This window comes from Klebsiella ornithinolytica NBRC 105727 = ATCC 31898 (genome assembly GCF_001598295.1).
Classification (GTDB): domain Bacteria; phylum Pseudomonadota; class Gammaproteobacteria; order Enterobacterales; family Enterobacteriaceae; genus Klebsiella; species Klebsiella ornithinolytica.
Genome location: NZ_BCYR01000017.1, coordinates 37,306 through 62,752, shown reverse-complemented (window position 1 = coordinate 62,752; position 25,447 = coordinate 37,306). Strand labels below are relative to the sequence as shown.

Genomic DNA, 25,447 nt, shown 5'->3' with positions numbered 1-25,447 from the left:
GGGACGTGATGACTCAACCATTACCGGGAGCACAAGCAGTGAACGTTGAGAATGAGCTGGATATTCGCGGGCTGTTTCGCGCCTTATGGGCAGGAAAAATCTGGATAGCCGGTATGGCCGTGCTATTTGCGCTGATCGTTCTGGTTTACGCCTTCTTTGCTCGCCAGGAGTGGAGCGCAACGGCGATAACCGATCGGCCAACCGTGAATATGCTGGGCGGTTACTATTCTCAACAGCAGTTCTTACGCAATCTGGATATTAAAGCCAATCTGGTTCCGGTCGACCAGCCGTCGGCGATGGATCAAGCCTACAAAGAGTTCATCATGCAGCAGGGATCCTGGGATACCCGCCGCGATTTTTGGTTGCAAACCGACTATTACAAACAGCGCCAGTCGGGCAATGCCCGCGCGGACGCTGCGCTGCTGGACGATCTGATTAACAATATTCAGTTCATGCCCGGCGACCCGCTAAAAAATGTTAACGACAGCGTGAAGCTGACGGCCGAGACCGCGGCGGATGCCAATAATCTGCTGCGCCAGTACGTGGCCTTCGCCAGCCAGCGTGCGGCAGGGCATCTGAATGACGAGCTGAAAGGTGCCTGGGCGGCCCGCACTGTGCAGATGAAAGCACAGGTGAAGCGCCAGGAAGAGGTGGCGCGCGAAATTTTCAACCGTCGTACTCACAGCGTGGAAGAGGCGTTGAAAGTGGCGCAGCAGCACAACATCTCCCGCAGTGAAACGGATATCCCGGCCGATCAGCTGCCGGATTCCGAGCTGTTCTTGCTCGGCAGGCCAATGCTGCAGGCGCGGCTGGAAAACTTGCAAGCGGTGGGGCCGGAATACGATCTCGACTATGACCAAAGCCGGGCCATGCTGAATACGCTCAACGTCGGACCGACATTAGATCCACGTTTTCAGACTTACCGGTATTTGCGTACGCCGGAAGAACCGGTAAAACGCGATAGCCCGCGGCGCGTATTTCTGATGGTGATGTGGGGTATCGTGGGCGCGCTCATCGGCGCAGGCGTTGCATTATCGCGACGCAGAGTCCAGTGAATGCGGCCTGTGATGAAGCATTAATCAACTTCATCACCTAATCGAAGAGAATCGATGTGAAAGTACTAACGGTATTTGGCACCAGACCCGAAGCCATCAAAATGGCACCTCTGGTTCATGCGCTGGCAAAAGATCCTCACTTTGAGGCGAAAGTTTGCGTCACGGCGCAGCATCGGGAGATGCTCGACCAGGTGTTGAAACTTTTTTCTATTGTGCCGGATTACGACCTCAATATTATGCAGCCAGGTCAGGGCCTGACGGAAATCACCTGCCGTATCCTCGAAGGGTTAAAACCGGTGCTGGAATCGTTCAAACCGGACGTTGTGCTGGTTCACGGCGATACCACGACGACGATGGCTGCAAGTCTGGCCGCGTTCTATCAGCGTATCCCGGTCGGACACGTCGAAGCGGGGTTGCGAACCGGCGATCTGAGCTCGCCGTGGCCGGAAGAGGGGAACCGTACGCTGACCGGACATCTGGCAACCTACCACTTTGCCCCGACAGAAACCTCGCGGCAGAATCTGCTCCGCGAAAATATCACCGATGGCCATATCACGGTCACCGGCAATACGGTCATTGATGCGTTGTTCTGGGTTCGCGACCGGGTGCTGGGCGATGAGGCGCTGCGTAACGTACTGATGCAGCGCTACCCTTTCCTGGCGAACGGCAAGAAGATGATTCTGGTCACCGGCCACCGCCGGGAAAGCTTTGGCCGCGGGTTTGAGCAAATTTGCCACGCGCTGGCAGAAATCGCCGCCAGCAATCCCGATGTCCAGATTGTGTACCCGGTGCACCTGAACCCGAACGTCAGCGAGCCGGTGAACCGTATTCTCGGTCATGTCGATAACGTGATGTTGATTGAACCGCAGGATTATCTGCCGTTTGTCTGGTTGATGGATCGCGCATGGCTGATCCTCACCGACTCCGGCGGTATTCAGGAGGAGGCGCCATCGTTAGGGAAACCGGTACTGGTGATGCGTGAGATGACGGAGCGCCCGGAGGCGATTGCCGCAGGTACCGTGCGTCTGGTCGGGACCGACAGCCAGCGTATCGTCGCTGAAGTCACGCATTTGCTGCAGGATGATGCCGCGTATCAGGCAATGAGCCGGGCGCATAATCCTTACGGCGATGGTCAGGCATGTCGCCGTATTTTGTCCGCACTTAAAAATAATCAGGTAACGCTATGAGTTTTTCTACCATTTCAGTGATTGGCCTTGGATATATTGGCCTGCCAACCGCTGCCGCGTTCGCCTCCCGGCAAAAGCGGGTGGTCGGCGTTGATATCAATCAACATGCCGTGGAGACCATTAACCGTGGCGAGATTCATATTGTAGAGCCGGATCTGGCGAGCGTGGTCAAAACGGCGGTTGAGCAGGGCTATTTATGTGCGACGACCGAGCCGGTTGCGGCAGATGCATACCTGATTGCCGTACCCACCCCGTTCAAAGATCTGCATGAACCGGATATGGTCTTCGTCGAGTCGGCGGCAAAATCCATTGCGCCAGTGCTGAAGAAGGGGGCGCTGGTGATTCTGGAGTCCACTTCTCCGGTTGGTTCGACGGAGCAAATGGCCGCGTGGCTCGCTGAAATGCGCCCGGACCTGAGCTTCCCGCAGCAGGCTGGTGAAGCGGCGGATGTCAATATTGCCTACTGCCCGGAGCGCGTGTTGCCAGGCCAGGTCATGGTCGAGCTGATTAAAAACGACCGCGTTATCGGCGGTATGTCGCCGGTTTGCTCCGCCCGCGCCAGCGAGCTGTATAAAATTTTTCTCGAAGGCGAATGCGTGGTCACCAACTCCCGCACCGCCGAGATGTGTAAGCTGACCGAAAACAGCTTCCGCGACGTTAACATTGCGTTTGCGAACGAGCTGTCGCTGATCTGCGCTGAGCAGGACATTAACGTCTGGGAGCTGATTCGCCTGGCGAACCGTCATCCGCGCGTGAATATTCTGCAGCCGGGACCTGGGGTAGGAGGACACTGCATCGCCGTCGACCCGTGGTTCATCGTGGCGCAAAATCCGCAGCAGGCGCGGCTGATTCGCACCGCCCGTGAAGTTAACGACCATAAACCTGACTGGGTTATCGAGCAGGTCAAAGCCCGGGTCGCCGATTGTCTGGCCGCCAGTAATAAACGCGCCAGCGAGCTGAAGATCGCCTGTTTTGGCCTGGCTTTTAAGCCGAATATCGACGATTTACGCGAAAGCCCGGCGATGTCGATCGCTATGCAAATCGCCCGCTGGCACAGCGGTGAAACGCTGGTCGTGGAACCCAATATTCACCAGCTTCCGGCGAAACTTGACGGTCTGTGTACGCTGGCCTTGCTGGATGACGCATTGGCGAACGCCGATGTGCTGGTGATGCTGGTTGACCATCACGAGTTTAAAGCCATCAGCGGCGATAGTGTGACGCAGGATTATATTGTCGATACCAAAGGGGTGTGGCGGTGAGTACGGTTCTGGTCACCGGTGGGGCCGGGTTTATTGGCTCAGCGGTTGTTCGCGAAATCATTCACGCAACTTCTGACACGGTCGTCGTCGTTGATAAGTTGACCTATGCCGGTAATTTACAATCACTGTCTCCTGTTGCCCAGGATGCCCGATTTGCTTTTGAACAAGTGGATATTTGTGATCGAACTGAACTCGATCGCATTTTTTGCCGCTACCAGCCCGACATCGTGATGCACCTTGCGGCTGAAAGTCATGTCGATCGCTCCATTGACGGTCCGGCGGCGTTTATTGAAACCAATATCGTCGGGACCTATACGCTGCTGGAGGCCGCACGTGCTTACTGGAATGGGGCTGACGATGAGAAAAAATCGGCGTTTCGCTTCCACCATATTTCGACAGACGAGGTATATGGCGATCTTCACGATAGCGGCGCGTTTTTTACCGAAATGACGCCTTATGCGCCTAGTAGTCCTTATTCCGCTTCTAAAGCCAGCAGTGATCATCTGGTGCGCGCATGGCAGCGCACCTATGGCCTGCCAGCGCTGATCACGAATTGTTCAAATAACTATGGACCGTATCATTTCCCAGAGAAGCTGATTCCGCTTACCATCCTCAATGCGCTGGCAGGCAAGCCGCTGTCGGTTTATGGCAATGGCCAGCAAATTCGCGACTGGCTGTACGTTGAAGATCACGCCAGAGCACTGTACCTGGTGGCGACACGCGGTAAGTCGGGCGAAACTTACAATATCGGTGGGCACAACGAGCGTAAGAATATTGAGGTAGTGGAAACCATTTGCGATCTGCTGGAAGAGCTGGCACCGCACAAGCCGAATGGCGTGGCGCACTATCGCGATCTCATCACCTTTGTCGCCGATCGCCCTGGCCACGATCTTCGCTATGCCATCGATGCGTCGAAAATTGAAACTGAACTAGGCTGGACACCGGATGAGACTTTTGCCAGCGGTATGCGCAAAACGGTTCAGTGGTACCTGACAAATGAAACCTGGTGGCAGCAGGTTCTGGACGGTAGCTATCAAGGTGAGCGTCTGGGACTGCAGGCCTGAACGCCCGGGAGAGAACAATGAAAGGTATTATTCTGGCAGGTGGTTCGGGCACCCGTTTGCATCCAATTACCCGCGGAGTGTCAAAGCAGCTGTTGCCTGTCTACGATAAGCCGATGATTTACTATCCGCTTTCGGTGCTGATGCTGGCCGGTATTCGTGAGATTCTGGTGATCACCACGCCTGAGGATCAACGTGATTTTCAGCGCCTGCTCGGCGATGGGGAAGAATTCGGTATTCAGCTGCATTATGCCGTGCAACCAAGCCCGGATGGCCTGGCGCAGGCCTTTATCCTCGGAGAAGAGTTCCTTAATGGTGAACCCTCTTGTCTGGTGCTGGGTGATAATATCTTCTTTGGCCAAAGCTTCAGTCCTAAGCTACGCAGCGTCGCGTCGCGTACTCAAGGTGCGACGGTATTTGGGTATCAGGTCATGGATCCAGAGCGTTTTGGCGTAGTGGAGTTCGACGATAATTTTCGCGCGCTTTCTCTGGAAGAAAAACCGCAGAATCCCAAATCTAACTGGGCGGTAACGGGTCTCTACTTCTATGATGGCAAAGTTGCTGAATATGCGAAGCAGGTGAAACCGTCATCGCGTGGCGAGCTGGAAATTACCAGTATCAACCAGATGTATCTGGAGGATGGTGCGCTGACCGTTGAGCTTCTTGGGCGTGGTTTTGCATGGCTGGACACCGGTACGCACGATAGCCTGATCGAGGCCAGTATGTTCGTTCAAACGGTGGAAAAGCGTCAGGGCTTCAAAATTGCCTGTCTTGAAGAAATTGGCTGGCGCAACGGTTGGTTGGATGATGACGGCGTGAAGCGGGCAGCCAAACGTCTGGAAAAAACCGGCTATGGCCAATACTTACTGGATCTTGTCCGTGTTCGCCCGCGCCAGTATTGAACCCCTGGAGTGGGAAAATCGCTTCTTCGGCATCCAGAGCGCGATTGTGCGCTTTGGCGATGATGCCCCGCCGCTGACGGCTCAGGCGCTGGCCGGCTGGACGCGTTTGCAGGCGAAGATTGCGGCGGATGATGGCGTGCGGCTGGATGCGCTACAGCAGCTGGGTTTCCAGCTCGTAGAAGGCGAAGTCGATCTGGCACTGCCGGTCGGTCGGTCTGCCGATGCGGGCTGTGAAGTGGCTACGGCGGCAGAGATTCCACGACTGCGCGAGCTGGCGGCGCAGGCCTTTGCGCAAAGCCGCTTCCGCGCGCCCTGGTATGCTGCCGATGCCAGCGGCCGTTTCTACGCCCAATGGATTGAAAACGCGGTGCGGGGAACCTTCGATAACCAGTGTCTGATTTTTCGCGCCGCCGATGGCGACATTCGCGCTTTTGTTTCACTGCGTCAGCTCAATGAGACGGATGCCCGAATCGGCCTGCTGGCCGGTCGCGGCGCGGGTGCTGAACTGATACAGGCCGCACGGCATTGGGCCGAACTCCGCGGGCTGTCTACACTGCGGGTGGCAACCCAGATGGGGAACACCGCCGCGCTTAAACGTTATATTCTCAGCGGTGCGAATGTGGAAAACACCGCGTACTGGTTATACAGGTGACATGATGATTCCATTTAACGCACCGCCGGTGGTGGGAACCGAGCTTGATTATATGCAATCCGCGATGGACAGCGGAAAACTGTGCGGCGACGGCGGATTTACCCGCCGCTGCCAGCAGTGGATGGAGCAGCGGTTCGGGACTGCCAAAGCACTGTTGACGCCTTCCTGCACCGCTTCGCTGGAAATGGCCGCGCTGCTGCTGGATATCCAGCCGGGCGATGAAGTGATTATGCCGAGCTATACCTTCGTCTCCACCGCCAACGCCTTTGTATTGCGCGGGGCGAAAATCGTCTTTGTCGATATTCGTCGTGATACGATGAATATCGATGAAACCAAAATTGAAGCGGCAATCACTGAGAAAACCCGCGCTATTGTGCCGGTACACTATGCCGGCGTGGCCTGCGAGATGGACACCATCATGGCCCTTGCCAGCAAGTACAATCTGTTCGTGGTGGAAGATGCCGCGCAGGGCGTCATGTCGACTTACAAAGGGCGAGCGCTGGGCACGATCGGCCATATCGGCTGTTTCAGTTTCCATGAAACCAAAAATTATACTGCCGGTGGTGAAGGTGGCGCGACGCTGGTTAACGATCGTAAGCTGATCGATCGTGCGGAAATTATCCGCGAAAAAGGGACCAACCGTAGCCAGTTCTTCCGCGGGCTGGTGGATAAATACACCTGGCGCGATATCGGCTCCAGCTATCTGATGTCTGACCTGCAGGCGGCATATCTGTGGGCGCAGCTGGAAGCGGCGGAACAGATTAACCAGCAACGTTTAACGCTCTGGCAGCGCTATTATGATGCGCTGCTGCCACTGGCACGGGCCGGTCGCATCGATCTGCCGGTCATTCCGGCCGACTGCGGGCACAACGCGCACATGTTTTATATTAAGCTGCGCGATATTGACGATCGCAGTAACCTGATCGCCTGGCTAAAAGAGGCCGAAATTCTGGCCGTGTTCCACTACATTCCGCTGCATAGCTGCCCGGCGGGGGAGCACTTTGGCGAATTCCGCGGTGACGATCGTCATACCACCCAGGAGAGCGAACGTCTGCTGCGCCTGCCGCTGTTCTATAACCTGTCGTCAGCCAATCAGCGTACGGTGATTAATTCGCTGCTGAGCTATTTCTCCTGATATGTCGCTGGCTAAAGCTTCACTGTGGACCGCCGCGTCCACGCTGGTCAAAATTGGGGCCGGACTGCTGGTGGTTAAACTACTGGCTGTCTCCTTTGGCCCGGCAGGGGTGGGTCAGGCCGGTAACTTTCGCCAGCTGGTGACCGTGCTTGGCGTACTGGCGGGCGCCGGTATTTTCAACGGCGTCACCAAACTGGTCGCGCAGCATCATGACGATCGCCAGCAGCTGAATAAGGTCGTCGGCACCTCCTCAGCGATGGTGCTTGGCTTCTCAACGCTGCTGGCGCTGGTCTTTCTGCTGGCGGCCGCGCCGGTCAGCCAGGGGCTGTTCGGCCACACGCACTATCAGGGGCTGGTGCGGCTGGTGGCGCTGGTGCAGATGGGCATTGCCTGGGCAAACCTGCTGCTGGCCTTGATGAAAGGTTTTCGCGATGCGGCGGGTAATGCCCTGTCGCTGATCGCCGGTAGCCTGATTGGTGTCGTGGCCTATTACGCCTGCTATCGCTTCGCGGGCTATCAGGGGGCGCTGCTCGGGCTGGCGCTGGTGCCGGCGCTGGTGGTGATCCCGGCGGCAATCGTGCTATGGCGGCGCGGGACAATCCCGCTCAGCGCACTGCGTCCGCGTTGGGATAACGGCCTTGCGGGACAGCTTTCCAAATTTACCCTGATGGCGCTGATTACCTCGGTGACGCTGCCGGTGGCTTACGTGATGATGCGTAACCTGCTGGCGGAGCATTATGACTGGGAGGCGGTTGGGATCTGGCAAGGGGTCAGCAGCATTTCCGATGCCTACCTGCAGTTTATCACCGCATCGTTTAGCGTCTACCTGCTGCCTACGCTCTCCCGATTGACGGCCAAATCAGAGATTACCCGTGAGATCGGCAAATCATTAAAATTTGTCCTGCCGGCGGTGGCAGTGGCGAGCTTAACCGTCTGGCTACTGCGCGACTTTGCCATCTGGCTGCTGTTTTCTGACCGCTTTACGGCGATGCGCGACCTGTTTGCCTGGCAACTGGTCGGCGATGTGCTGAAGGTCGGCGCCTATGTTTATGGCTATCTGGTGATTGCGAAAGCGTCGCTGCGTTTTTATATACTCACGGAAATCAGCCAGTTCACGCTGTTGACCGCATTCTCGCACTGGCTGATCCCGGCGCACGGCGCGATTGGCGCAGCGCAGGCGTATATGGCTACGTATATTGTTTATTTCGCCCTCTGTAGTGGCGTATTTTTACTCTGGCGTAAACGGGCATGACAGCACTGATACATGTACTGGGATCGGATATCCCACACCACAACCAGACCGTGTTGCGGTTCTTTAACGACGAGCTGGCCGTCCATGACGAGCAGGCGCGTAGGTTTATGGTCGTCGGTGATGCAACGGGAGTGCGCGAGGCCTGTCCGGCCTTGTCTGTCACCTGTTATCCCGGAAAAAAATCCCTGGCACAGGCGGTGATAGCTCTGGCAAAAGCCGATCGCCAACAGCGCTTTTTCTTCCACGGCCAGTTTAATACCGGGCTGTGGCTGGCGCTGTTGAGCGGGGGGATTCGTCCTGCCCAGTTTAACTGGCATATCTGGGGTGCCGATCTGTATGAAAATTCGTCCAGCCTGAAGTTTCGCCTGTTCTATCCGCTGCGGCGTCTTGCCCAGGGCCGGGTCGGGCGCGTTTTTGCCACCCGGGGCGATCTCAGCTGGTTTGCTCGCCGTCATCCGCGCGTGCCCGGCGAACTGCTCTATTTTCCGACGCGCATGGATCCGGCGCTCAATTCGCTGGCCGATAGCGCACCGCACGCCGAGACGCTGACGATTCTGGTCGGGAACTCGGGTGACCGCAGTAATGAGCATATTGCGGCGCTGCGCGCTATCCATCAGCAATTTGGCGATACGGTAAACGTGATCGTGCCGATGGGGTATCCGGAAAACAATACGGACTATATTAACGAGGTCCGTGAAGCGGGCGCTGCGCTATTTAGCGCCACGCACCTGCAGATTCTCAGTGAGAAGCTGGCGTTTCCTGATTATCTGAATCTGCTGCGCCGCTGCGATCTGGGCTATTTCCTGTTTGCTCGCCAGCAGGGCATCGGCACACTATGTTTATTAATTCAGGCAGGGATACCCTGCGTGCTGAACCGGGAAAACCCGTTCTGGCAGGATATGACGGAGCAGAATATTCCGGTGCTGTTTACCGGCGATGCGCTGGATGTTGCCGTGGTGCGTGAAGCCCAGCGTCAGCTGGCAAGCGTTGATAAGAACCAGATTGCTTTCTTCCGGCCGAACTACCTGGCGGGCTGGCAGCAGGCATTGCAGATTGCCGCGGGGGTCAACGCATGACATTAATGCAATTTTGCGGGCTGCTGGTGGTCTGGCTGCTGTCAACGCTGTTTATCGCCACCGCGACGTATTTTGAGTTTCGCCGCGTGCGCTTTAACTTCAATGTGTTCTTCTCGTTGCTGTTTCTGCTGACTTTCTTCTTTGGTTTCCCGCTGACCAGTATCCTGGTGTTCCGCTTTGATGTCAGCGTTGCTCCGCCGGATGTGCTGTTGCAAACCTTACTGGTGTCGGTCTGTTTCTATGCGGTCTATTACGTGACCTATAAAACGCGTCTGCGTTCGGCCACGCACGACAGCCAGCGGCGGCCGCTCTTTACGATGAACCGCGTGGAAACGCATCTGGCATGGATCATTCTGCTGGGCCTGGCGCTGCTGTGCGTCGGGATTTTCTTTGCCCACAATGGCTTCCTGCTGTTTAAGCTCAACTCCTACAGTCAGATCTTCTCTGCCGAAGTCTCCGGCGTGGCGCTGAAGCGCTTTTTCTATTTCTTTATCCCGGCGATGCTGGTGGTCTATTTCCTGCGCCAGGATTATAAGGCGTGGATATTCTTCCTGCTCAGCACCGTGGCGTTTGGGCTGCTGACCTATGCCATCGTCGGCGGGACCCGCGCGAATATCATTATCGCTTTCGCCATTTTCCTGTTTATCGGCATTATTCGCGGCTGGATCAGCCTGTGGATGCTGGCGGCGGCTGGCGTCCTGGGCATCGTGGGAATGTTCTGGCTGGCGCTTAAGCGCTATGGCATGAACGTCAGCGGCGATGAAGCGTTTTATACCTTCCTCTATTTGACCCGCGATACGTTTTCGCCGTGGGAAAATCTGGCGCTGCTGCTGCAAAACTACGACAAGATTGCCTTCCAGGGGCTGGCGCCGATGATCAGGGATTTCTACGTCTTTATCCCCAGCTGGATGTGGCATAGCCGACCATCGATGGTGCTCAATACCGCTAACTACTTTACCTGGGAAGTGCTGAATAACCACTCCGGCCTGGCAATCTCGCCGACGCTGATCGGCTCGCTGGTGGTGATGGGGGGGATCTGGTTTGTTCCGCTGGGTGCGGTGGCGGTCGGACTGATTATTAAGTGGTTTGACTGGCTGTATGAGCTGGGTAACCGCGAGAGTAACCGTTATAAAGCGGCTATTCTGCACAGTTTCTGTTTTGGCGCTATCTTCAACATGATAGTGCTGGCGCGCGAAGGGCTGGACTCATTTGGCTCCCGCGTGGTGTTTTTCCTCGTGATCTTTGGTATCTGCTTACTGGCGGCGAAATTGCTGTACTGGTTCCTGGATAGCGCGGGACTGATTCACCGGCGGGTTAAACCGCTTTCGCAACCTCAGGTCAGATAAGGATGGACATGACTGAGACTATTTCTGCGCCGTTGTATCTGCTGAGAGGGTTACAACTCATTGGTTGGCGCAATATGCAGCACGCTCTGGACTATCTGTATGCGGACGGCACTATCCGCCAGGGAACGCTGGTGGCAATCAACGCCGAAAAGATGTTGGCAGTCGAGGACGATCCCGAAGTTCGGGCGCTGATTGAAGCGGCTGAGTTTAAATATGCCGACGGCATTAGCGTGGTGCGTTCATTACGTAAAAAATATCCTCAGGCGCAGGTATCGCGCGTGGCGGGCGCTGACCTCTGGGAAGCGCTGATGGAACGGGCGGGCGCACAGGGGACCCCGGTTTTTCTGGTTGGCGGCAAGCCGGAGGTGTTGGCACAGACGGAGGCGCAGCTGCGTGCCCGCTGGAAGGTCAATATTGTCGGCAGTCAGGATGGGTATTTCGCTGCCGATCGGCGCCAGGCGTTGTTCGAGCGTATTCGCGATAGCGGTGCGAAAATCGTGACCGTGGCGATGGGCTCACCGCGTCAGGAGATCCTGATGCGCGACTGCCGGGAGGTCTATCCGCAGGCGCTGTATATGGGGGTTGGCGGCACCTACGATGTGTTCACCGGCCATGTCCACCGGGCGCCAAAATTCTGGCAGAACCTGGGGCTGGAGTGGTTCTATCGTTTGGTCTCTCAGCCGAGCCGGATTAAAAGACAGATTCGCCTGCTGCGATATTTACGTTGGTATTATACCGGTCAGCTCTGATATTCCACTGCAAACTGGCGAGTTTACGTACGTATTGTGTTTACTACAGTAACTCGCCTGATACTTTATTTGCCATTTCCTGAAAATTCATTAACCATTCGCATGCTTAATGCGCGGCGCGCAGCGTGTGCCGTCGTGCAGGCAAGAACATTTCCTTTCATTCATTAATAAAAATAACCGGTATATGGGCAAGACCATTCGCAGGTCGCGCCATGGCAAACCTGTCACTCCCCGGCGGCATGAATCGCTGTGCTACGGGAAGGTGTGAGGCTGGCCATCAGGCGTGCCGTTCGAGGGGCGAGGAACAAAAACCGGAAGCAGGGCAAACACAAGAGGTTATATGACAGAGAAAAAAGCGGAACTCCAGCGCGGACTGGAGGCCAGACACATTGAGCTTATCGCCCTTGGCGGGACGATTGGCGTGGGTTTGTTTATGGGGGCGGCAAGCACGCTGAAGTGGGCCGGTCCTTCGGTCCTGCTGGCGTATATTATCGCCGGTTTATTTGTCTTCTTTATCATGCGCTCAATGGGCGAAATGCTGTTCCTTGAGCCGGTGACCGGTTCATTCGCCGTTTACGCACACCGCTATATGAGCCCGTTTTTCGGCTATCTTACCGCCTGGTCATACTGGTTTATGTGGATGGCGGTCGGGATCTCGGAGATTACGGCTATCGGGGTGTATGTACAGTTCTGGTTCCCGGATATGGCGCAATGGATACCGGCGCTTATTGCCGTCGGGCTGGTGGCGCTGGCAAACCTGGCCGCAGTACGCCTGTACGGTGAGATCGAATTCTGGTTCGCGATGATAAAGGTCACCACCATCATTGTGATGATTGTCGTCGGGCTGGGGGTTATTTTCTTTGGCTTTGGTAATGGTGGGCACTCTATCGGCTTTGGCAACCTGACCGAGCACGGCGGCTTCTTTGCCGGCGGCTGGAAAGGGTTCCTGACGGCGCTGTGTATCGTGGTGGCCTCCTATCAGGGCGTTGAACTTATCGGCATCACCGCCGGTGAGGCGAAGAATCCGCAGGTCACGCTGCGCAGCGCGGTGGGTAAGGTTCTGTGGCGTATCCTGATTTTTTATGTGGGCGCGATTTTCGTGATTGTCACGATTTTCCCGTGGAATCAAATTGGTTCCGGCGGCAGTCCGTTCGTCCTGACCTTTGCGAAAATCGGTATTACTGCGGCGGCGGGTATTATCAACTTTGTGGTGCTGACGGCGGCGCTTTCCGGCTGTAATAGCGGGATGTATAGCTGCGGTCGTATGCTCTACGCGCTGGCGCGCAACCGGCAGCTGCCTGCGGCGATGGCGAAAGTTTCGCGCAATGGCGTACCGGCCGTGGGCGTCGCGCTGTCGATTCTGATTCTGCTGATTGGCTCCTGCCTGAACTATATTATTCCCAATCCGCAGCGGGTCTTCGTCTATGTCTATAGCGCAAGCGTACTGCCGGGCATGGTGCCGTGGTTTGTGATTCTGATTAGTCAGCTGCGTTTTCGCCGTGCGCATCAGAAGGAGATGGCCAGCCACCCGTTCCGTTCGCTGCTGTTCCCGTGGGCGAACTATTTCACGATGGCGTTTCTGGTTTGTGTGCTGATCGGCATGGGCTTTAATGACGACACCCGTATGTCGCTGTTCGTCGGAATACTTTTCCTGGCCCTCGTGACGCTTATTTATAAGGTGTTTGGTCTCGGTCGACATGGAAATGTCGATAAAACGACGGAATAAACGCCAAAGTGCACAAAGCGTGAGCAAACAGAAATTTTATTTAAAAAGGCACTAGACAGCGGGGGGGGAAGTCCGTATTATCCGACCCCGCAACGGCGCTAAGCGCCCGTAGCTCAGCTGGATAGAGCGCTGCCCTCCGGAGGCAGAGGTCTCAGGTTCGAATCCTGTCGGGCGCACCATTTAACCCGGTGCTTGAGCTGCGGTGGACTGTTAATTTAACAGTGCCGCGTGAAAAGATTTGCAGTGGTGGCTATAGCTCAGTTGGTAGAGCCCTGGATTGTGATTCCAGTTGTCGTGGGTTCGAATCCCATTAGCCACCCCATTATTTGATAGAGTTGTGAAATGCGAAGGTGGCGGAATTGGTAGACGCGCTAGCTTCAGGTGTTAGTGTTCTTACGGACGTGGGGGTTCAAGTCCCCCCCCTCGCACCACGACTTTAACGAATTGAACTAAAAATTCAAAAAGCAGTACATCGGCGAGTAGCGCAGCTTGGTAGCGCAACTGGTTTGGGACCAGTGGGTCGGAGGTTCGAATCCTCTCTCGCCGACCAATTTTGAACCCCGCTTCGGCGGGGTTTTTTGTTTTCTGTCGTACCGCAACAATCTTATATCTCCCTGATCTCCCGAATAAAAAACGGCTATCCGTGCGCTATGTGAACGCGTAATTTCTTGGCCGGAATCCTCCCAATTTACCGTTGTGGCTAATGCAATTTCCACGGAACCTGTGCGATAATAAACGGGTAGATGCTCATTCCATCTCTTATGTTCGCCCTCGGGCCTCATAAACTCAGGAATGATGCAGAGCCGTTTACGGTGCTTATCGTCCACTGACAGATGTCGCGTTTATACGCACGTTCTTCACGCTGCTTCGACGCAGCCTGAGAGATACAGCGTATCGTCTCATCAAACACCATGGACATAACGTTGAGTGAAGCACCCAATTTGTTGTCAAACAGACCTGTTTTAACGCCTGCCCTGATTTCAGTGCAGGCGTTTTTTTATGCCCGCGACGGGATGAGCAGAAGAGAGCGAAGAGAAGCGCGCTATCGCCTCTGGAAGAGACGATAGCGAAAGGGCAGGTTAAGGCTGAGGATTGTTCTGTAGCGTTAACAGCAGGCCATCACGGCGCATTAATGCCGCTTCTTCTGGCTGATGCATACGGTCGAGCGTATCGGCCAGCCATGCATAATCAAAGGCATCCGGACGCTGCTTCAGCGCAGCACGGAACGCGATGCTGGCTTCCTGCCACTCGCCGTGGCGCATCAGGGATTGCCCCAGCGTGCTCCACAGTAAAGGCCGATCGCCGACCGATTTAATCTGCTGACGCAGCACTTTTTCCAGCTGCTCCGGATTATTCGTCTTCAGACGCGGAATAAGCATCACCAGGCGGTCATCATACTGCTTCTTCAGTCCGTCGATAATAATCTGCTGCGCGGTATCGTGATCGTCGCTCTCGATGAGCAGACTGGCCATCGCCACCTGCAGGGACACCTGGCCGCGAGTTTTGCGGTTCTGGTTTTTCCACCACTCACGTAACCCATCGCTTCCGCGATCGGCCAGGGTCTGGTCCATCAAGCCAATCCAGGCCTGCTGCTCCAGCGCGGCGCGGTGCTCTTCATCGCTGACGTTGGCTTTTGCCATTGACGGCAGGATATCCAGCAGTGAATTCCACGCGCCGGTGCGGGTATAGGCCTGCTCGGCCAGGCGCAAGACTTCCGGATGCCGTGGGGTAATCTCCAGCAGCTTATCAATGCCGTGGCGGGCCGCATGGTTTTCATTGCGGGCCAGCTGCAGGCGCACGCGCGCAATCTCGACTGGAATCAGATCGTCTCCGGCCAGCTCCGTGGCGCGCTCCAGATGCTGATTCGCCCGGGCTTCATCACCACGCTGCTGGGCCGCTTCCGCCGCCAGCAGATAGTTCACCACCGGTTGTTCGGCATGATCGGCATTCTTCGCCATCAGCTTCTCAACCTGCTGATAGTCGCCTTCCGCCAGCTTCAGCAATGCCTGTTCGGTTTGCTTACGTGCGCGACGGCGTTTGCGACCTACGAACCAGCCGCGGGTATGGGCGCCGGTACGGAAAATACGGCGGAACAGCCACTCAATCGCAAACAGTACCACCATGGTGAGGATCATGATGATCGCCAGTCCGGTTACGCTGGTTTCGATATTGTAGTTATCGGTCTGGATCAGAACGTAGCCCTGGTGCCCGGAGATAATCGGGCCGACAACGATCCCGGCGATCAGCAGTGCGAAGAGTAAGAGAATTTTCAGCATGCGTTACTCTCCTTGTGGCGCAGGTGCAGGTGCAGGTGCAGGTACAGGGGGCGTCGGCGCCGGGGCACTGCTCTGAGTCACGGCAGGCTGCGCCATCAGGTTGCGTACCCGCGTTTGCATCAGCTTCTCGAGAATGGCCTGGCTTTGCAGATTTTCCGGCACATTCATCGTGATGCTTTGCTGACTCAGCTTATCGACATCTTCCAGGAATGCCCTGGTCGTGGCATCTTCCGTGTCGTAATACGCGCGAACCCAGGTGGAAACATTATCCAGCGCTTGTTTGTATGTCTCTTCCTGATGGCGCGGTACCGCTTGTGCCGCAACCAGCAGACGGGAGCGAATATTTTCGCGCAGGTAGATATCCTGGTTTGGCGCCAGCAGCGGGACTGCCGTTTCGTCGCGGCGTCGAATGGTAATAAAGCTGTCCATAAAGCTCTGCCAGCTCTTTTGCAGATTCACGCGCCATTCGCCAATGGAGCTGGAGAGCTCTTCGCTGTCGGAGTCCATCGGGGAGTCGTCATCGTTATTGTCGGCAAGGCGCAGGTTATCAATCTGGTTAGCAAGCTGGTTGACCTTGAGAATGATACCGTCGTAGTCAACCTGGCTGACGGCCGACAGCGACGCGATATCGTCGGTAATGGCGCGGCGGGCGCTAATCAGACTGGGATCGTTCATATCGGCGAGGCTGGCATCGGCGCTTTTTAACAGCGCAGCGGCGGTGGTGACGTCCCGATCGCTCCACAGCTTACGCCCGGCCGATTTGACCAGAAAATCAGCCTGCGCCAGCAGCCAGGTTTTGGCATCGCTGCCGGAAATGACGGCCACTTTTTGCTGCACGTCTTCCAGCTGCTTCGCCAGCGTCTCCTGCTGATGCTTCGCATCGGCTAGCTGGTCCGCCTGCTGCTTGATAATCCCTTCGAGTTCATTTTTTTGGCTTTCTTGCGCTTTTTGCAGTTCCGCCACCCGATCGGCGAGCGCCGTGCTGGTCTCGTTCTGTCGTGATACTTGCTGTTTATTTAAACCAAACAGGCCGACGCCAGCGGCGAGGGCAATGGCGATAGCAACCGCGCTCAGAACGAGGCTGGTTTTATTGCCGCCGTTTTTCTTTCCGGTATTCTCTGGCTGTGGCGCCTTGTCCACGGCCTCCCTGGTCTCTTCAACCACGGCGGATTGGTTTTGTTGTTCCGTCATTATGGCTTCCAATGTTGAGAGTTATTGTAATGCGCGTAGCAGCGCATCGTTGTCGGCGCTATCGGCAACCTGGATATCCTGCCAGCCCAATTCACGGGCCTGCCGGGCCAGGCGTTCACTGACAACTAAAATGCGACAGCGAAGGAGCCACCGTTCGCGATACCATTGGGGTATCAGCGCCCAAAGCTGTTGCAGCATCTCGCCGCTGGTGACGACCAGCGTAGTGACGCCGCGGGACTGCCAGCGCATTGCTTCTTCTGCGCCATCGTAATGCTTTGCACTACGTTGATAGCATTCACAAAAAGTGACGTCGGCGCCGCGCTCGCGGAGCGTTTCGCCTAATAATTCCCGCCCGCCGTTACCGCGAAGAAGAAGGGCTTTCTTCCCGGCAATGTTTTGTAATTCAGGTAATTGTAGCAAGACTTCGCTAATTTCCCGATCTAATGGGTAGCGAATATTCTGCCCACTGACCGTATGCAGGGCCAGCGCCGTAGTGCGGCCAATCGCAAAATAGCCGGGTGCTTTCGGCCAGCGTTGGCCCAGTTGATGCAAGCGAGCATGGGCAAACTCTACCGCATGCTGCGAGAGCGCAAACAAAAGATCGCCTGTGGATAAGGCGGCCAGCTGGCCGCTTAGCGCAGGCAGTTCGCGCCCGGGCGTAAACTCAATGAGTGGAAAACTCCAGGCCACATGTCCCAGCGCGCGCAGGCGGCTGACCAGCTCTTCACTTTGGGGCAACGGACGGGTGACCAGAATACTCATCGAGGCGCTTCTCCTGCATACACGGCGGCGAGAATGTCGCGGGCGCCACTATCCAGCAGCTCTTCCGCCAGCGAGACGCCGAGGCGCTCGGCATCTTCCGGCTGGCCGCGTCGTTCACCGCGCACCACCTGCGAACCGTCCGGCGCACCGACCAGGGCGCGCAGCCACAGCTCACCGTTAATCAGCTCAGCGTAGCTGCCGATCGGAACCTGACAGCCGCCTTCCAGCCGGGTATTCATCGCGCGTTCCGCGCGGACGCGAATGGCGGTTTCCGCATGATTCAGCGGTGCTAACAGCGTTTGCGTCCATTGATCGTCAAGACGACATTCAATACCGACTGCGCCCTGGCCGACCGCGGGCAGCGACTGCTCAGGCGTTAACGGTTGACGAATGCGCGACTCCAGCCCCAGGCGTTTCAGCCCGGCCGCCGCAAGGATAATCGCATCATATTCGCCGCTATCGAGCTTGCCGAGGCGGGTCCCGACGTTACCGCGCAGAGAGCGGATCTCCAGATCGGGACGTTGAGCTGCCAGCTGGCACTGGCGACGTAAACTTGAAGTGCCAACGATGCTGCCGTGCGGCAGTGCATCGATTGACGCATAGTGATTAGAGACGAAGGCGTCGCGCGGATCTTCGCGCTCGCAAATCGTGACCAGCCCCAGTCCCTCGGGAAACTCGACGGGAACATCTTTCATGGAATGCACGGCGATATCCGCGCGCCCTTCCATAATGGCCAGTTCTAATTCTTTGACAAACAAGCCCTTGCCGCCCACTTTTGCCAGCGGAGTATCAAGGAGCACGTCGCCGCGAGTGACCATCGGCACCAGTTCCACCGCCAGCCCAGGATGGCAGGACTCAAGGCGCTCTTTCACATAATGCGCCTGCCATAGCGCAAGTGGGCTTTGCCGTGTGGCAATTCTCAAAACTTTGTCTAACATGCTTGTTACCGTCATTGTCGACCACAAACTATCCTAACATTGTTGCCTTATGGATGTTAGTTTTGTGGGATTAGGGGGGCGGCTCTTTCTTTTTTTGCGTTATTTGCGTTTGGTGCCATTGCGGTTGCCACAACCGTAGTGAGGAATTTACACGCAGTAAACGGTGCTACACTTGTATGTAGCGCATCTTTCTTTACGGTCAATGAGCAAGGTGTTAGATTGATCACGTTTTAAACCATTTGTCCGTCAGCAGCTCATCACAACCACACCGACGACAAATGGTGACGGTTTTTGTTGAAATACTGAAATCCTCCGTACTATTGTACGACGGGTTTTTGAACATCAGGCGATATGTCTTGTACCTCTATATTGAGACACTGAAACAGAGACTGGATGCCATCAACCAACTGCGCGTGGATCGCGCGCTTGCTGCCATGGGACCCGCTTTCCAGCAGGTTTACAGTCTACTGCCGACATTACTACATTATCATCACCCGTTGATGCCGGGTTACCTTGACGGTAACGTTCCCCGCGGCATTTGCCTCTACACGCCTGATGAAACCCAACGCCACTACCTTGACGAGTTAGAACTGCACCGCGGCATGCTGGCGCAGGAGCCGCCGAAAGGCGAACTGCCGATTACCGGCGTCTACTCGATGGGCAGTACCTCCTCCGTAGGCCAAAGCTGCTCTTCCGACCTGGATATCTGGGTTTGTCATCAGGCATGGCTTGATACCGAAGAGCGTCAGCTGCTGCAGCGCAAATGTAGCCTGCTGGAAAGCTGGGCGGCATCACTGGGGGTTGAAGTCAGCTTCTTCCTGATTGACGAAAACCGCTTCCGCCATAACGAAAGCGGCAGCCTTGGCGGCGAAGACTGCGGGTCGACGCAGCATATCCTGCTGCTGGATGAGTTCTACCGCACCGCCGTGCGCCTCGCCGGGAAACGTATTCTGTGGAATATGGTGCCGTGCGACGAAGAGGATCATTACGACGATTACGTGATGGGACTCTACGCGCAAGGCGTACTGACGCCCAATGAGTGGCTCGATCTGGGCGGCCTGAGCTCGCTGTCGGCGGAAGAATATTTCGGCGCCAGCCTGTGGCAGCTCTATAAAAGTATCGATTCACCGTATAAAGCGGTGCTGAAAACGCTGCTGCTGGAAGCCTACTCCTGGGAGTACCCGAACAACCGCCTGCTGGCGAAAGACATTAAACAGCGTCTGCATGACGGAGAAATCGTCTCGTTTGGGCTCGATCCCTACTGCATGATGCTGGAGCGCGTGACCGCCTATCTGCAGGCCATTGAAGACGACACGCGTCTCGATCTGGTGCGCCGCTGTTTCTATCTGAAGGTGTGCGAAAAACTCAGCCGCGAGCGCGCCTGCGTGGGCTGGCGTCGTGAAGTCGTGAGCCACCTGGTGAAAGAGTGGGGCTGGGATGAAAAGCGTCTGATGATGCTGGACAACCGGGCTAACTGGAAGATCGACGAAGTACGCAAAGCGCACAACGAACTGCTGGATGCGATGATGCAAAGCTATCGCAACCTGATCCGCTTTGCGCGGCGTAACAACCTCAGCGTGTCCGCCAGTCCGCAGGATATCGGCGTACTGACCCGTAAGCTGTATGCGGCGTTTGAAGCGCTGCCGGGCAAAGTGACGCTGGTGAACCCGCAAATCTCTCCGGATCTCTCCGAGCCGAATCTGACCTTTATCCACGTGCCTCCTGGCCGCGCCAACCGTACCGGTTGGTATGTGTATAACCGTGCGCCGGATATGGAATCGATCATCAGCCATCAGCCGCTGGAATATAACCGTTATCTTAATAAGCTGGTGGCATGGGCCTGGTTTAACGGCCTGCTGACGTCACGCACTCGCCTGTTTATTAAGGGCAACGGCATCGTCGATCTGGCGAAGCTTCAGGAGATGGTCGCCGACGTTGCGCACCATTTCCCGCTGCGTCTGCCGTCACCAACGCCTAAAGCGCTGTATAGTCCCTGTGAAATCCGCCACCTGGCGATTATCGTCAACCTCGAATATGACCCGACGGCGGCGTTCCGTAATCAGGTCGTGCATTTTGACTTCCGTAAACTGGATGTCTTTAGCTTTGGCGAAGAGCAGAAGTGTTTAATCGGCAGCGTCGATCTGCTGTACCGCAACTCGTGGAACGAAGTGCGAACCCTGCACTTTAACGGCGAGCAGGCGATGATCGAAGCGCTGAAGACCATTCTGGGTAAAATGCATCAGGATGCTGCGCCGCCGGATAGTGTTGAAGTGTTCTGCTACAGTCAGCATCTGCGCGGTCTAATCCGCACCCGCGTGCAGCAGATGGTCTCCGAGTGCATTGAACTGCGCCTTTCCAGTACCCGTCAGGATACCGGGCGCTTTAAGGCGCTGCGCGTTTCCGGGCAGACCTGGGGACTGTTCTTCGAACGTCTTAACGTGTCGGTGCAGAAGCTGGAGAACGCCATTGAATTCTACGGCGCCATCTCGCATAACAAGCTGCATGGTCTGTCGGTTCAGGTGGAAACCAACCATGTTAAGCTGCCGGCGGTAGTGGATGGCTTTGCCAGCGAAGGGATTATTCAGTTCTTCTTTGAAGAGGCGGATAACGAGAGCGGATTTAATATCTATATTCTCGACGAGAGCAACCGCGCCGAGGTTTATCATCACTGTGAAGGCAGTAAAGAGGAGCTGGTGCGTGACGTGAGCCGCTTCTACTCTTCATCCCACGATCGTTTCACCTACGGCTCCAGTTTTATCAACTTCAACCTGCCGCAGTTCTATCAGATTGTCGACGTTGACGGTCGACCTCAGGTGATTCCGTTCCGCAGCCAGGCGATCGGGGCGGCTGCCGCGCCGGTGAGCCCGGATGCCGTGGCGTCGCCCATGCTGCAGCAGCACTATTCCTGATCGACATTCCTGAGTCACTATTTCCCCGGCGACGTTGTGTTTTCGCCGGGGTTTTGCTTTTCCGGTTACGATGAAAGCGCGGGCTTAGCGAAAACTCACGGCTTCGCCAGCCTGCCGGGTCGCCGCCTGCTCCAGCAGATCCCAGAAGGTTTCACCGCTGCGGTCGCACACCCACTCATCACCTTTAAGATCAAAATGGTAGCCGCCTTGCTTGGTCGCCAGCCACACCTGATGCAGCGGCTCCTGACGGTTGATAATAATTTTGCTGCCGTTCTCAAAACTGAGAGTCAGCACGCCGCCGTTGATCTCACAGTCGATATCGCTATCGCCGTCCCGCTCGTCCAGACGCTCTTCGATGGTCATCCACAGGCTATCAGCCAGGCGATGGAATTCACTGTCGTTCATGGTTCTACCCTGCTTTTTTGAAGATGGCGGCAGTATAGCGCGAAACAAAAGCGCGCGCAGTCGGATGCTAAACGCTTGCTTTTACGTCTTCTCCTGCGATGATAGAAAGCAGAAAGAGTGAATCACGGGCAACTATCAATGAAAAACGTTTTTCCAACGCTTGCCGTTTTATTGGCGATCTTCAGCCTGACCGGCTGTGGTCTGAAGGGACCGCTTTATTTCCCTCCGGCAGAAAAGACGGCGGCTCCGCCAACCAAACCGGTCAATAGCGGTATCCAGAGCTCGGCGCCAGATCGTAACGATCGCGGCGATAGCGGCGGCCCGACCCAGGTAAACTATTAACGATAACGTTCTGTTCCGCGCGACTGGAGTAGATGATGCAGTTCTCTAAAATGCATGGCCTTGGCAACGACTTTATGGTCGTTGACGCGGTAACGCAGAATGTTTTTTTCTCACCGGAGCTGATTCGCCGCCTGGCGGATCGGCATCTGGGCGTCGGTTTCGATCAGCTGCTGGTTGTTGAGCCGCCTTACGATCCGGATCTGGATTTCCATTATCGTATCTTCAACGCCGACGGCAGCGAAGTGTCGCAGTGCGGTAACGGCGCGCGCTGCTTTGCCCGATTTGTCCGTCTGAAAGGCCTGACCAATAAACGTGACATCCGCGTGAGCACGGCGAACGGTCGTATGGTATTAAGCGTAACGGAAGACGATCTGGTGCGCGTCAACATGGGGGAGCCGAACTTCGAGCCCTCTCAGGTACCCTTCCGCGCCAACAAAGCGGAAAAGACCTATATTATGCGCGCCGCCGAGCAGACAGTATTGTGCGGCGTGGTCTCGATGGGGAACCCGCACTGCGTCATTCAGGTCGATAATGTGGAAACCGCCGCGGTGGAAACTCTCGGTCCGGTGATGGAAAGCCACGAACGCTTCCCGGAGCGCGCCAACATCGGTTTTATGCAGGTGGTCGAGCGCGATCGCATTCGTCTGCGTGTTTATGAGCGCGGCGCAGGCGAAACTCAGGCCTGCGGCAGCGGGGCCTGTGCGGCGGTAGCGGTTGGTATCCAACAGGGACTGCTGGCCGAAGAAGTACGCGTGGAATTGCCAGGCGGGCGTCTTGATATCGCCTGGAAAGGCCCGGGCCAACCGTTGTTTATGACTGGCCCGGCGGCACATGTCTACGACGGATTTATTCACTTATGAAACAAGTCGGGGAAGAACAGCAGGAAATCACCGGCGCGCTGAATGACCGCGCGGTGGTGGACTATCTGTTGCAACATCCTGAATTTTTTATTCGTAATGCTGCGCTGGTCGAGCACATGCGCGTTCCGCATCCGGTACGCGGCTCGATCTCGCTGGTGGAATGGCACATGGTGCGGGCACGTAACCATATCAACGTGCTGGAAGAGAACATGATGCTGCTGATGGAGCAGGCAACGGCGAATGAGAGCCTGTTCCAGCGTCTGCTGCATCTGCAGACGCGGCTGGCGGCGGCGGAAAGCCTTGATGAGATGCTGAACCGTTTTCATCGCTGGGCGCGCGAGATAGGGCTGGCGGGCGCGACGGTGCGTTTGTTTCCCGATAGCTGGCGGCTGGGCGCACCGTCAAAATTCACCCATCTGGCGCTAAGCCGGCAGGCATTTGAGCCGATCCGCATTCAGCGTCTTGGGCAGGCTCGTCATTATCTCGGGCCGCTGCACGGACCTGAACTGCTGGTGGTGCTGCCGGAAGCGAAAGCTATCGGCTCGGTGGCGATGTCGCTGCTGGGCGGCGATGACGCCCCTGGCGTGATGCTTTTCAGCAGTCGCGATGCCCAGCATTATCAACAAGGCCAGGGAACGCAGCTGCTGCAGGAAATTGCGTTAATGCTGCCGGGTCTGTTGGAGCGCTGGGTTGAACGCGCATGACCGACTCTCCCTTATTCACCGCCGTTGACCGCTTTCTACGCTACCTGGGCGTGGAGCGTCAGCTGAGCCCGATCACGCTACTGAACTACCGGCGTCAGCTTGATGCGCTGATGGCGCTCGCTGAACAGGCGGGGCTCAAAAGCTGGCAGCAGTGCGATGCCGCTCAGGTTCGTGGCCTGGCGGTCCGTAGCCGTAAACAGGGCCTGGGGCCGGCAAGTCTTGCGCTGCGGCTTTCCGCGTTGCGCAGTTTCTTTGACTGGCTGGTGGCGCAGGGCGAGCTGGCGGCGAACCCGGCGAAAGGTATCTCCGCCCCGAAAATTCCCCGTCACTTACCTAAAAATATTGATGTCGATGACGTCAACCGGCTGCTGGATATCGATCTTAACGATCCGCTGGCGGTACGCGATCGGGCGATGCTGGAGGTCATGTACGGCGCGGGTCTGCGTCTCTCCGAGCTGGTCAATCTTGATATTAAACACCTCGATCTGGAATCCGGGGAGGTGTGGGTGATGGGCAAAGGAAGCAAAGAACGCCGTCTGCCGATTGGGCGCAGCGCGGTGGCGTGGATCGAACACTGGCTCGATTTACGCGGTCTGTTTGGCACGGATGACGATGCGCTGTTTTTATCTAAACTCGGGAAACGTATTTCCGCGCGTAATGTGCAGAAGCGCTTTGCCGAGTGGGGCATTAAGCAGGGGCTGAATAGCCACGTGCATCCGCATAAACTGCGCCACTCCTTTGCCACCCATATGCTGGAGTCGAGCGGCGATCTGCGCGGCGTACAGGAGCTGCTGGGTCATGCCAATCTCTCGACGACTCAAATCTATACCCATCTTGATTTTCAACACCTTGCCTCGGTGTATGATGCGGCGCATCCGCGCGCCAAACGGGGGAAATAATGCGTTTTTACCGACCGCTGGGCCAAATTTCTGCACTGACGTTTGACCTGGACGACACCCTTTACGACAACCGCCCGGTCATCGACCGGACGCTGCACGAGTCGCTGGCCTTTGTGCGCAGCTACCATCCGTCACTGAGCCGGTTTGATGCGAACGAGCTGCAACAGCTGCGTCAGACGCTGCTCGAGACAGAACCGGAGATTTACCACGACGTGACCGAGTGGCGGCGACGCGCGCTGGTGCTGGGGATGACCAATGCCGGGCTCTCTCCCGGGCAGGCTGCCGCGGGCGCGGATGCGGCAATGGCGAATTTTGCCCACTGGCGGAGTCTGATCGATGTGCCGCAGGAAACTCACGATACGCTGGCTGCGCTGGCGGAGAAATGGCCGCTGGTGGCGGTGACCAACGGCAACGCGCAACCTGAACTCTTTGGTTTGAGCGACTATTTCCGTTTTGTTCTGCGTGCTGGTCCGGACGGGCGATCGAAACCCTTTGCCGATATGTATCATCTGGCGGCGGAGCGTCTTGATTTGCCGCTGGATCGGATACTTCACGTGGGGGATGATCTGACCACCGATGTGGCGGGCGCTATTCGCTGCGGCATGCAGGCCTGCTGGATCAAACCGCAGGGGGCCGATCTGATGCGTGCGACCGACAGCCGCCTGCTGCCGCACATTGAAATTTCACGGTTGGCATCTCTGACCTCGCTGATATAATCACCACTAGTTCTGTATATATTAACAGTATGCCCGGTAGACGAT

Annotated in this window: 23 protein-coding genes and 4 tRNA genes; 22 read left to right on the top strand and 5 right to left on the bottom strand. The window is 56.4% G+C overall.

Annotated elements, in window-relative coordinates; all coding sequences use genetic code 11:
- Positions 1 to 8 precede the first annotated feature (8 nt).
- From wzzE to ROR01S_RS23120, 16 genes are all read left to right on the top strand, one after another.
- Positions 9 to 1,055 (top strand): ECA polysaccharide chain length modulation protein, encoded by a 1,047-nt coding sequence (gene wzzE, locus ROR01S_RS23195; RefSeq protein WP_015585414.1) that lies wholly within the window; start codon positions 9 to 11, stop codon positions 1,053 to 1,055.
- 56 nt (positions 1,056 to 1,111) lie between these two features.
- Positions 1,112 to 2,242, top strand: a complete 1,131-nt coding sequence (gene wecB / locus ROR01S_RS23190; protein WP_004869538.1) for a non-hydrolyzing UDP-N-acetylglucosamine 2-epimerase — start codon at positions 1,112 to 1,114, stop codon at positions 2,240 to 2,242.
- Positions 2,239 to 3,501: a UDP-N-acetyl-D-mannosamine dehydrogenase gene (wecC, locus tag ROR01S_RS23185; RefSeq protein WP_004869543.1), complete on the top strand. Its 1,263-nt coding sequence runs from the start codon at positions 2,239 to 2,241 to the stop codon at positions 3,499 to 3,501. The genes wecB and wecC overlap by 4 nt, the downstream gene beginning before the upstream one ends.
- Positions 3,498 to 4,565 (top strand): dTDP-glucose 4,6-dehydratase, encoded by a 1,068-nt coding sequence (gene rffG, locus ROR01S_RS23180; RefSeq protein ID WP_004869547.1) that lies wholly within the window; start codon positions 3,498 to 3,500, stop codon positions 4,563 to 4,565. The genes wecC and rffG overlap by 4 nt, the downstream gene beginning before the upstream one ends.
- A 17-nt stretch (positions 4,566 to 4,582) precedes the next feature.
- On the top strand, positions 4,583 to 5,464 hold the full coding sequence (gene rfbA, locus ROR01S_RS23175; protein WP_004869550.1) for a glucose-1-phosphate thymidylyltransferase RfbA: 882 nt from the start codon (positions 4,583 to 4,585) through the stop codon (positions 5,462 to 5,464).
- Positions 5,442 to 6,116, top strand: a complete 675-nt coding sequence (gene rffC, locus ROR01S_RS23170; RefSeq protein WP_032724310.1) for a dTDP-4-amino-4,6-dideoxy-D-galactose acyltransferase — start codon at positions 5,442 to 5,444, stop codon at positions 6,114 to 6,116. The genes rfbA and rffC overlap by 23 nt, the downstream gene beginning before the upstream one ends.
- Before the next feature lie 4 nt (positions 6,117 to 6,120).
- Positions 6,121 to 7,251, top strand: coding sequence for a dTDP-4-amino-4,6-dideoxygalactose transaminase (rffA, locus tag ROR01S_RS23165; RefSeq protein WP_004869556.1), 1,131 nt, complete (start codon positions 6,121 to 6,123; stop codon positions 7,249 to 7,251).
- A 1-nt stretch (position 7,252) separates the two neighbouring features.
- On the top strand, positions 7,253 to 8,503 hold the full coding sequence (gene wzxE / locus ROR01S_RS23160; RefSeq protein ID WP_064359915.1) for a lipid III flippase WzxE: 1,251 nt from the start codon (positions 7,253 to 7,255) through the stop codon (positions 8,501 to 8,503).
- Positions 8,500 to 9,579 carry a TDP-N-acetylfucosamine:lipid II N-acetylfucosaminyltransferase gene (locus ROR01S_RS23155; protein WP_032718474.1) on the top strand — a complete coding sequence of 360 codons (1,080 nt, stop codon included), beginning with the start codon at positions 8,500 to 8,502 and terminating at the stop codon, positions 9,577 to 9,579. Before wzxE ends, ROR01S_RS23155 begins: the two co-directional genes overlap by 4 nt.
- On the top strand, positions 9,576 to 10,925 hold the full coding sequence (wzyE, locus tag ROR01S_RS23150) for an ECA oligosaccharide polymerase (protein ID WP_015585409.1): 1,350 nt from the start codon (positions 9,576 to 9,578) through the stop codon (positions 10,923 to 10,925). Before ROR01S_RS23155 ends, wzyE begins: the two co-directional genes overlap by 4 nt.
- Positions 10,926 to 10,933: 8 nt before the next feature.
- The gene (gene wecG / locus ROR01S_RS23145) at positions 10,934 to 11,674 is read left to right on the top strand and encodes a lipopolysaccharide N-acetylmannosaminouronosyltransferase (RefSeq protein ID WP_015585408.1); all 741 of its coding nucleotides are present in this window, start codon (positions 10,934 to 10,936) and stop codon (positions 11,672 to 11,674) included.
- A 340-nt stretch (positions 11,675 to 12,014) separates the two neighbouring features.
- The gene (gene thrP, locus ROR01S_RS23140) at positions 12,015 to 13,400 is read left to right on the top strand and encodes a bifunctional threonine/serine APC transporter ThrP (RefSeq protein WP_004869573.1); all 1,386 of its coding nucleotides are present in this window, start codon (positions 12,015 to 12,017) and stop codon (positions 13,398 to 13,400) included.
- Positions 13,401 to 13,502: 102 nt separating this feature from the next.
- A tRNA-Arg gene (locus ROR01S_RS23135) sits at positions 13,503 to 13,579 on the top strand.
- Between the two features lie 67 nt (positions 13,580 to 13,646).
- Positions 13,647 to 13,722: transfer RNA gene (locus ROR01S_RS23130), tRNA-His, on the top strand.
- A gap of 22 nt (positions 13,723 to 13,744) precedes the next feature.
- Positions 13,745 to 13,831, top strand: a tRNA-Leu gene (locus ROR01S_RS23125).
- 42 nt (positions 13,832 to 13,873) lie between these two features.
- Positions 13,874 to 13,950 (top strand) — tRNA-Pro (locus ROR01S_RS23120).
- 529 nt (positions 13,951 to 14,479) lie between these two features.
- On the opposite strand, the gene hemY is transcribed toward ROR01S_RS23120, so the two are convergent.
- The 4 genes from hemY to hemC are packed head-to-tail and all read right to left on the bottom strand — an operon-like array spanning position 14,480 to position 18,567.
- Positions 14,480 to 15,676: a protoheme IX biogenesis protein HemY gene (gene hemY / locus ROR01S_RS23115; protein WP_004869575.1), complete on the bottom strand. Its 1,197-nt coding sequence runs from the start codon at positions 15,674 to 15,676 to the stop codon at positions 14,480 to 14,482.
- Between the two features lie 3 nt (positions 15,677 to 15,679).
- The gene (gene hemX / locus ROR01S_RS23110; protein WP_032718476.1) at positions 15,680 to 16,867 is read right to left on the bottom strand and encodes a uroporphyrinogen-III C-methyltransferase; all 1,188 of its coding nucleotides are present in this window, start codon (positions 16,865 to 16,867) and stop codon (positions 15,680 to 15,682) included.
- A 21-nt stretch (positions 16,868 to 16,888) separates the two neighbouring features.
- Positions 16,889 to 17,629 carry a uroporphyrinogen-III synthase gene (gene hemD / locus ROR01S_RS23105; RefSeq protein ID WP_015585406.1) on the bottom strand — a complete coding sequence of 247 codons (741 nt, stop codon included), beginning with the start codon at positions 17,627 to 17,629 and terminating at the stop codon, positions 16,889 to 16,891.
- Positions 17,626 to 18,567 (bottom strand): hydroxymethylbilane synthase, encoded by a 942-nt coding sequence (gene hemC, locus ROR01S_RS23100; RefSeq protein ID WP_032724311.1) that lies wholly within the window; start codon positions 18,565 to 18,567, stop codon positions 17,626 to 17,628. The genes hemD and hemC overlap by 4 nt, the downstream gene beginning before the upstream one ends.
- 356 nt (positions 18,568 to 18,923) lie before the next feature.
- On the opposite strand from hemC, the gene cyaA reads away from it, so the two are divergent.
- The gene (gene cyaA / locus ROR01S_RS23095) at positions 18,924 to 21,476 is read left to right on the top strand and encodes a class I adenylate cyclase (protein WP_015585404.1); all 2,553 of its coding nucleotides are present in this window, start codon (positions 18,924 to 18,926) and stop codon (positions 21,474 to 21,476) included.
- An 84-nt stretch (positions 21,477 to 21,560) separates the two neighbouring features.
- On the opposite strand, the gene cyaY is transcribed toward cyaA, so the two are convergent.
- Positions 21,561 to 21,881, bottom strand: a complete 321-nt coding sequence (gene cyaY / locus ROR01S_RS23090) for an iron donor protein CyaY (protein ID WP_004869588.1) — start codon at positions 21,879 to 21,881, stop codon at positions 21,561 to 21,563.
- Positions 21,882 to 22,019: 138 nt separating this feature from the next.
- Here cyaY and lptM point away from each other — a divergent pair, with 138 nt between their 5' ends.
- From lptM to yigB, 5 genes are read left to right on the top strand one after another with little or no spacing between them, the layout of a single operon-like run.
- A complete protein-coding gene (gene lptM, locus ROR01S_RS23085; protein WP_015585402.1) occupies positions 22,020 to 22,223 on the top strand; it encodes an LPS translocon maturation chaperone LptM in 204 nt (67 codons plus the stop codon).
- 35 nt (positions 22,224 to 22,258) lie between these two features.
- The gene (dapF, locus tag ROR01S_RS23080; RefSeq protein WP_004869591.1) at positions 22,259 to 23,083 is read left to right on the top strand and encodes a diaminopimelate epimerase; all 825 of its coding nucleotides are present in this window, start codon (positions 22,259 to 22,261) and stop codon (positions 23,081 to 23,083) included.
- Entirely contained in the window at positions 23,080 to 23,787 is a 708-nt protein-coding gene (locus tag ROR01S_RS23075; RefSeq protein ID WP_004869595.1) for a DUF484 domain-containing protein, read from the top strand. Before dapF ends, ROR01S_RS23075 begins: the two co-directional genes overlap by 4 nt.
- Positions 23,784 to 24,686 carry a tyrosine recombinase XerC gene (gene xerC / locus ROR01S_RS23070; RefSeq protein WP_004869598.1) on the top strand — a complete coding sequence of 301 codons (903 nt, stop codon included), beginning with the start codon at positions 23,784 to 23,786 and terminating at the stop codon, positions 24,684 to 24,686. Before ROR01S_RS23075 ends, xerC begins: the two co-directional genes overlap by 4 nt.
- Positions 24,686 to 25,402 carry a 5-amino-6-(5-phospho-D-ribitylamino)uracil phosphatase YigB gene (gene yigB, locus ROR01S_RS23065; protein WP_004869603.1) on the top strand — a complete coding sequence of 239 codons (717 nt, stop codon included), beginning with the start codon at positions 24,686 to 24,688 and terminating at the stop codon, positions 25,400 to 25,402. The genes xerC and yigB overlap by 1 nt, the downstream gene beginning before the upstream one ends.
- The last annotated feature ends 45 nt before the right edge of the window (positions 25,403 to 25,447 follow it).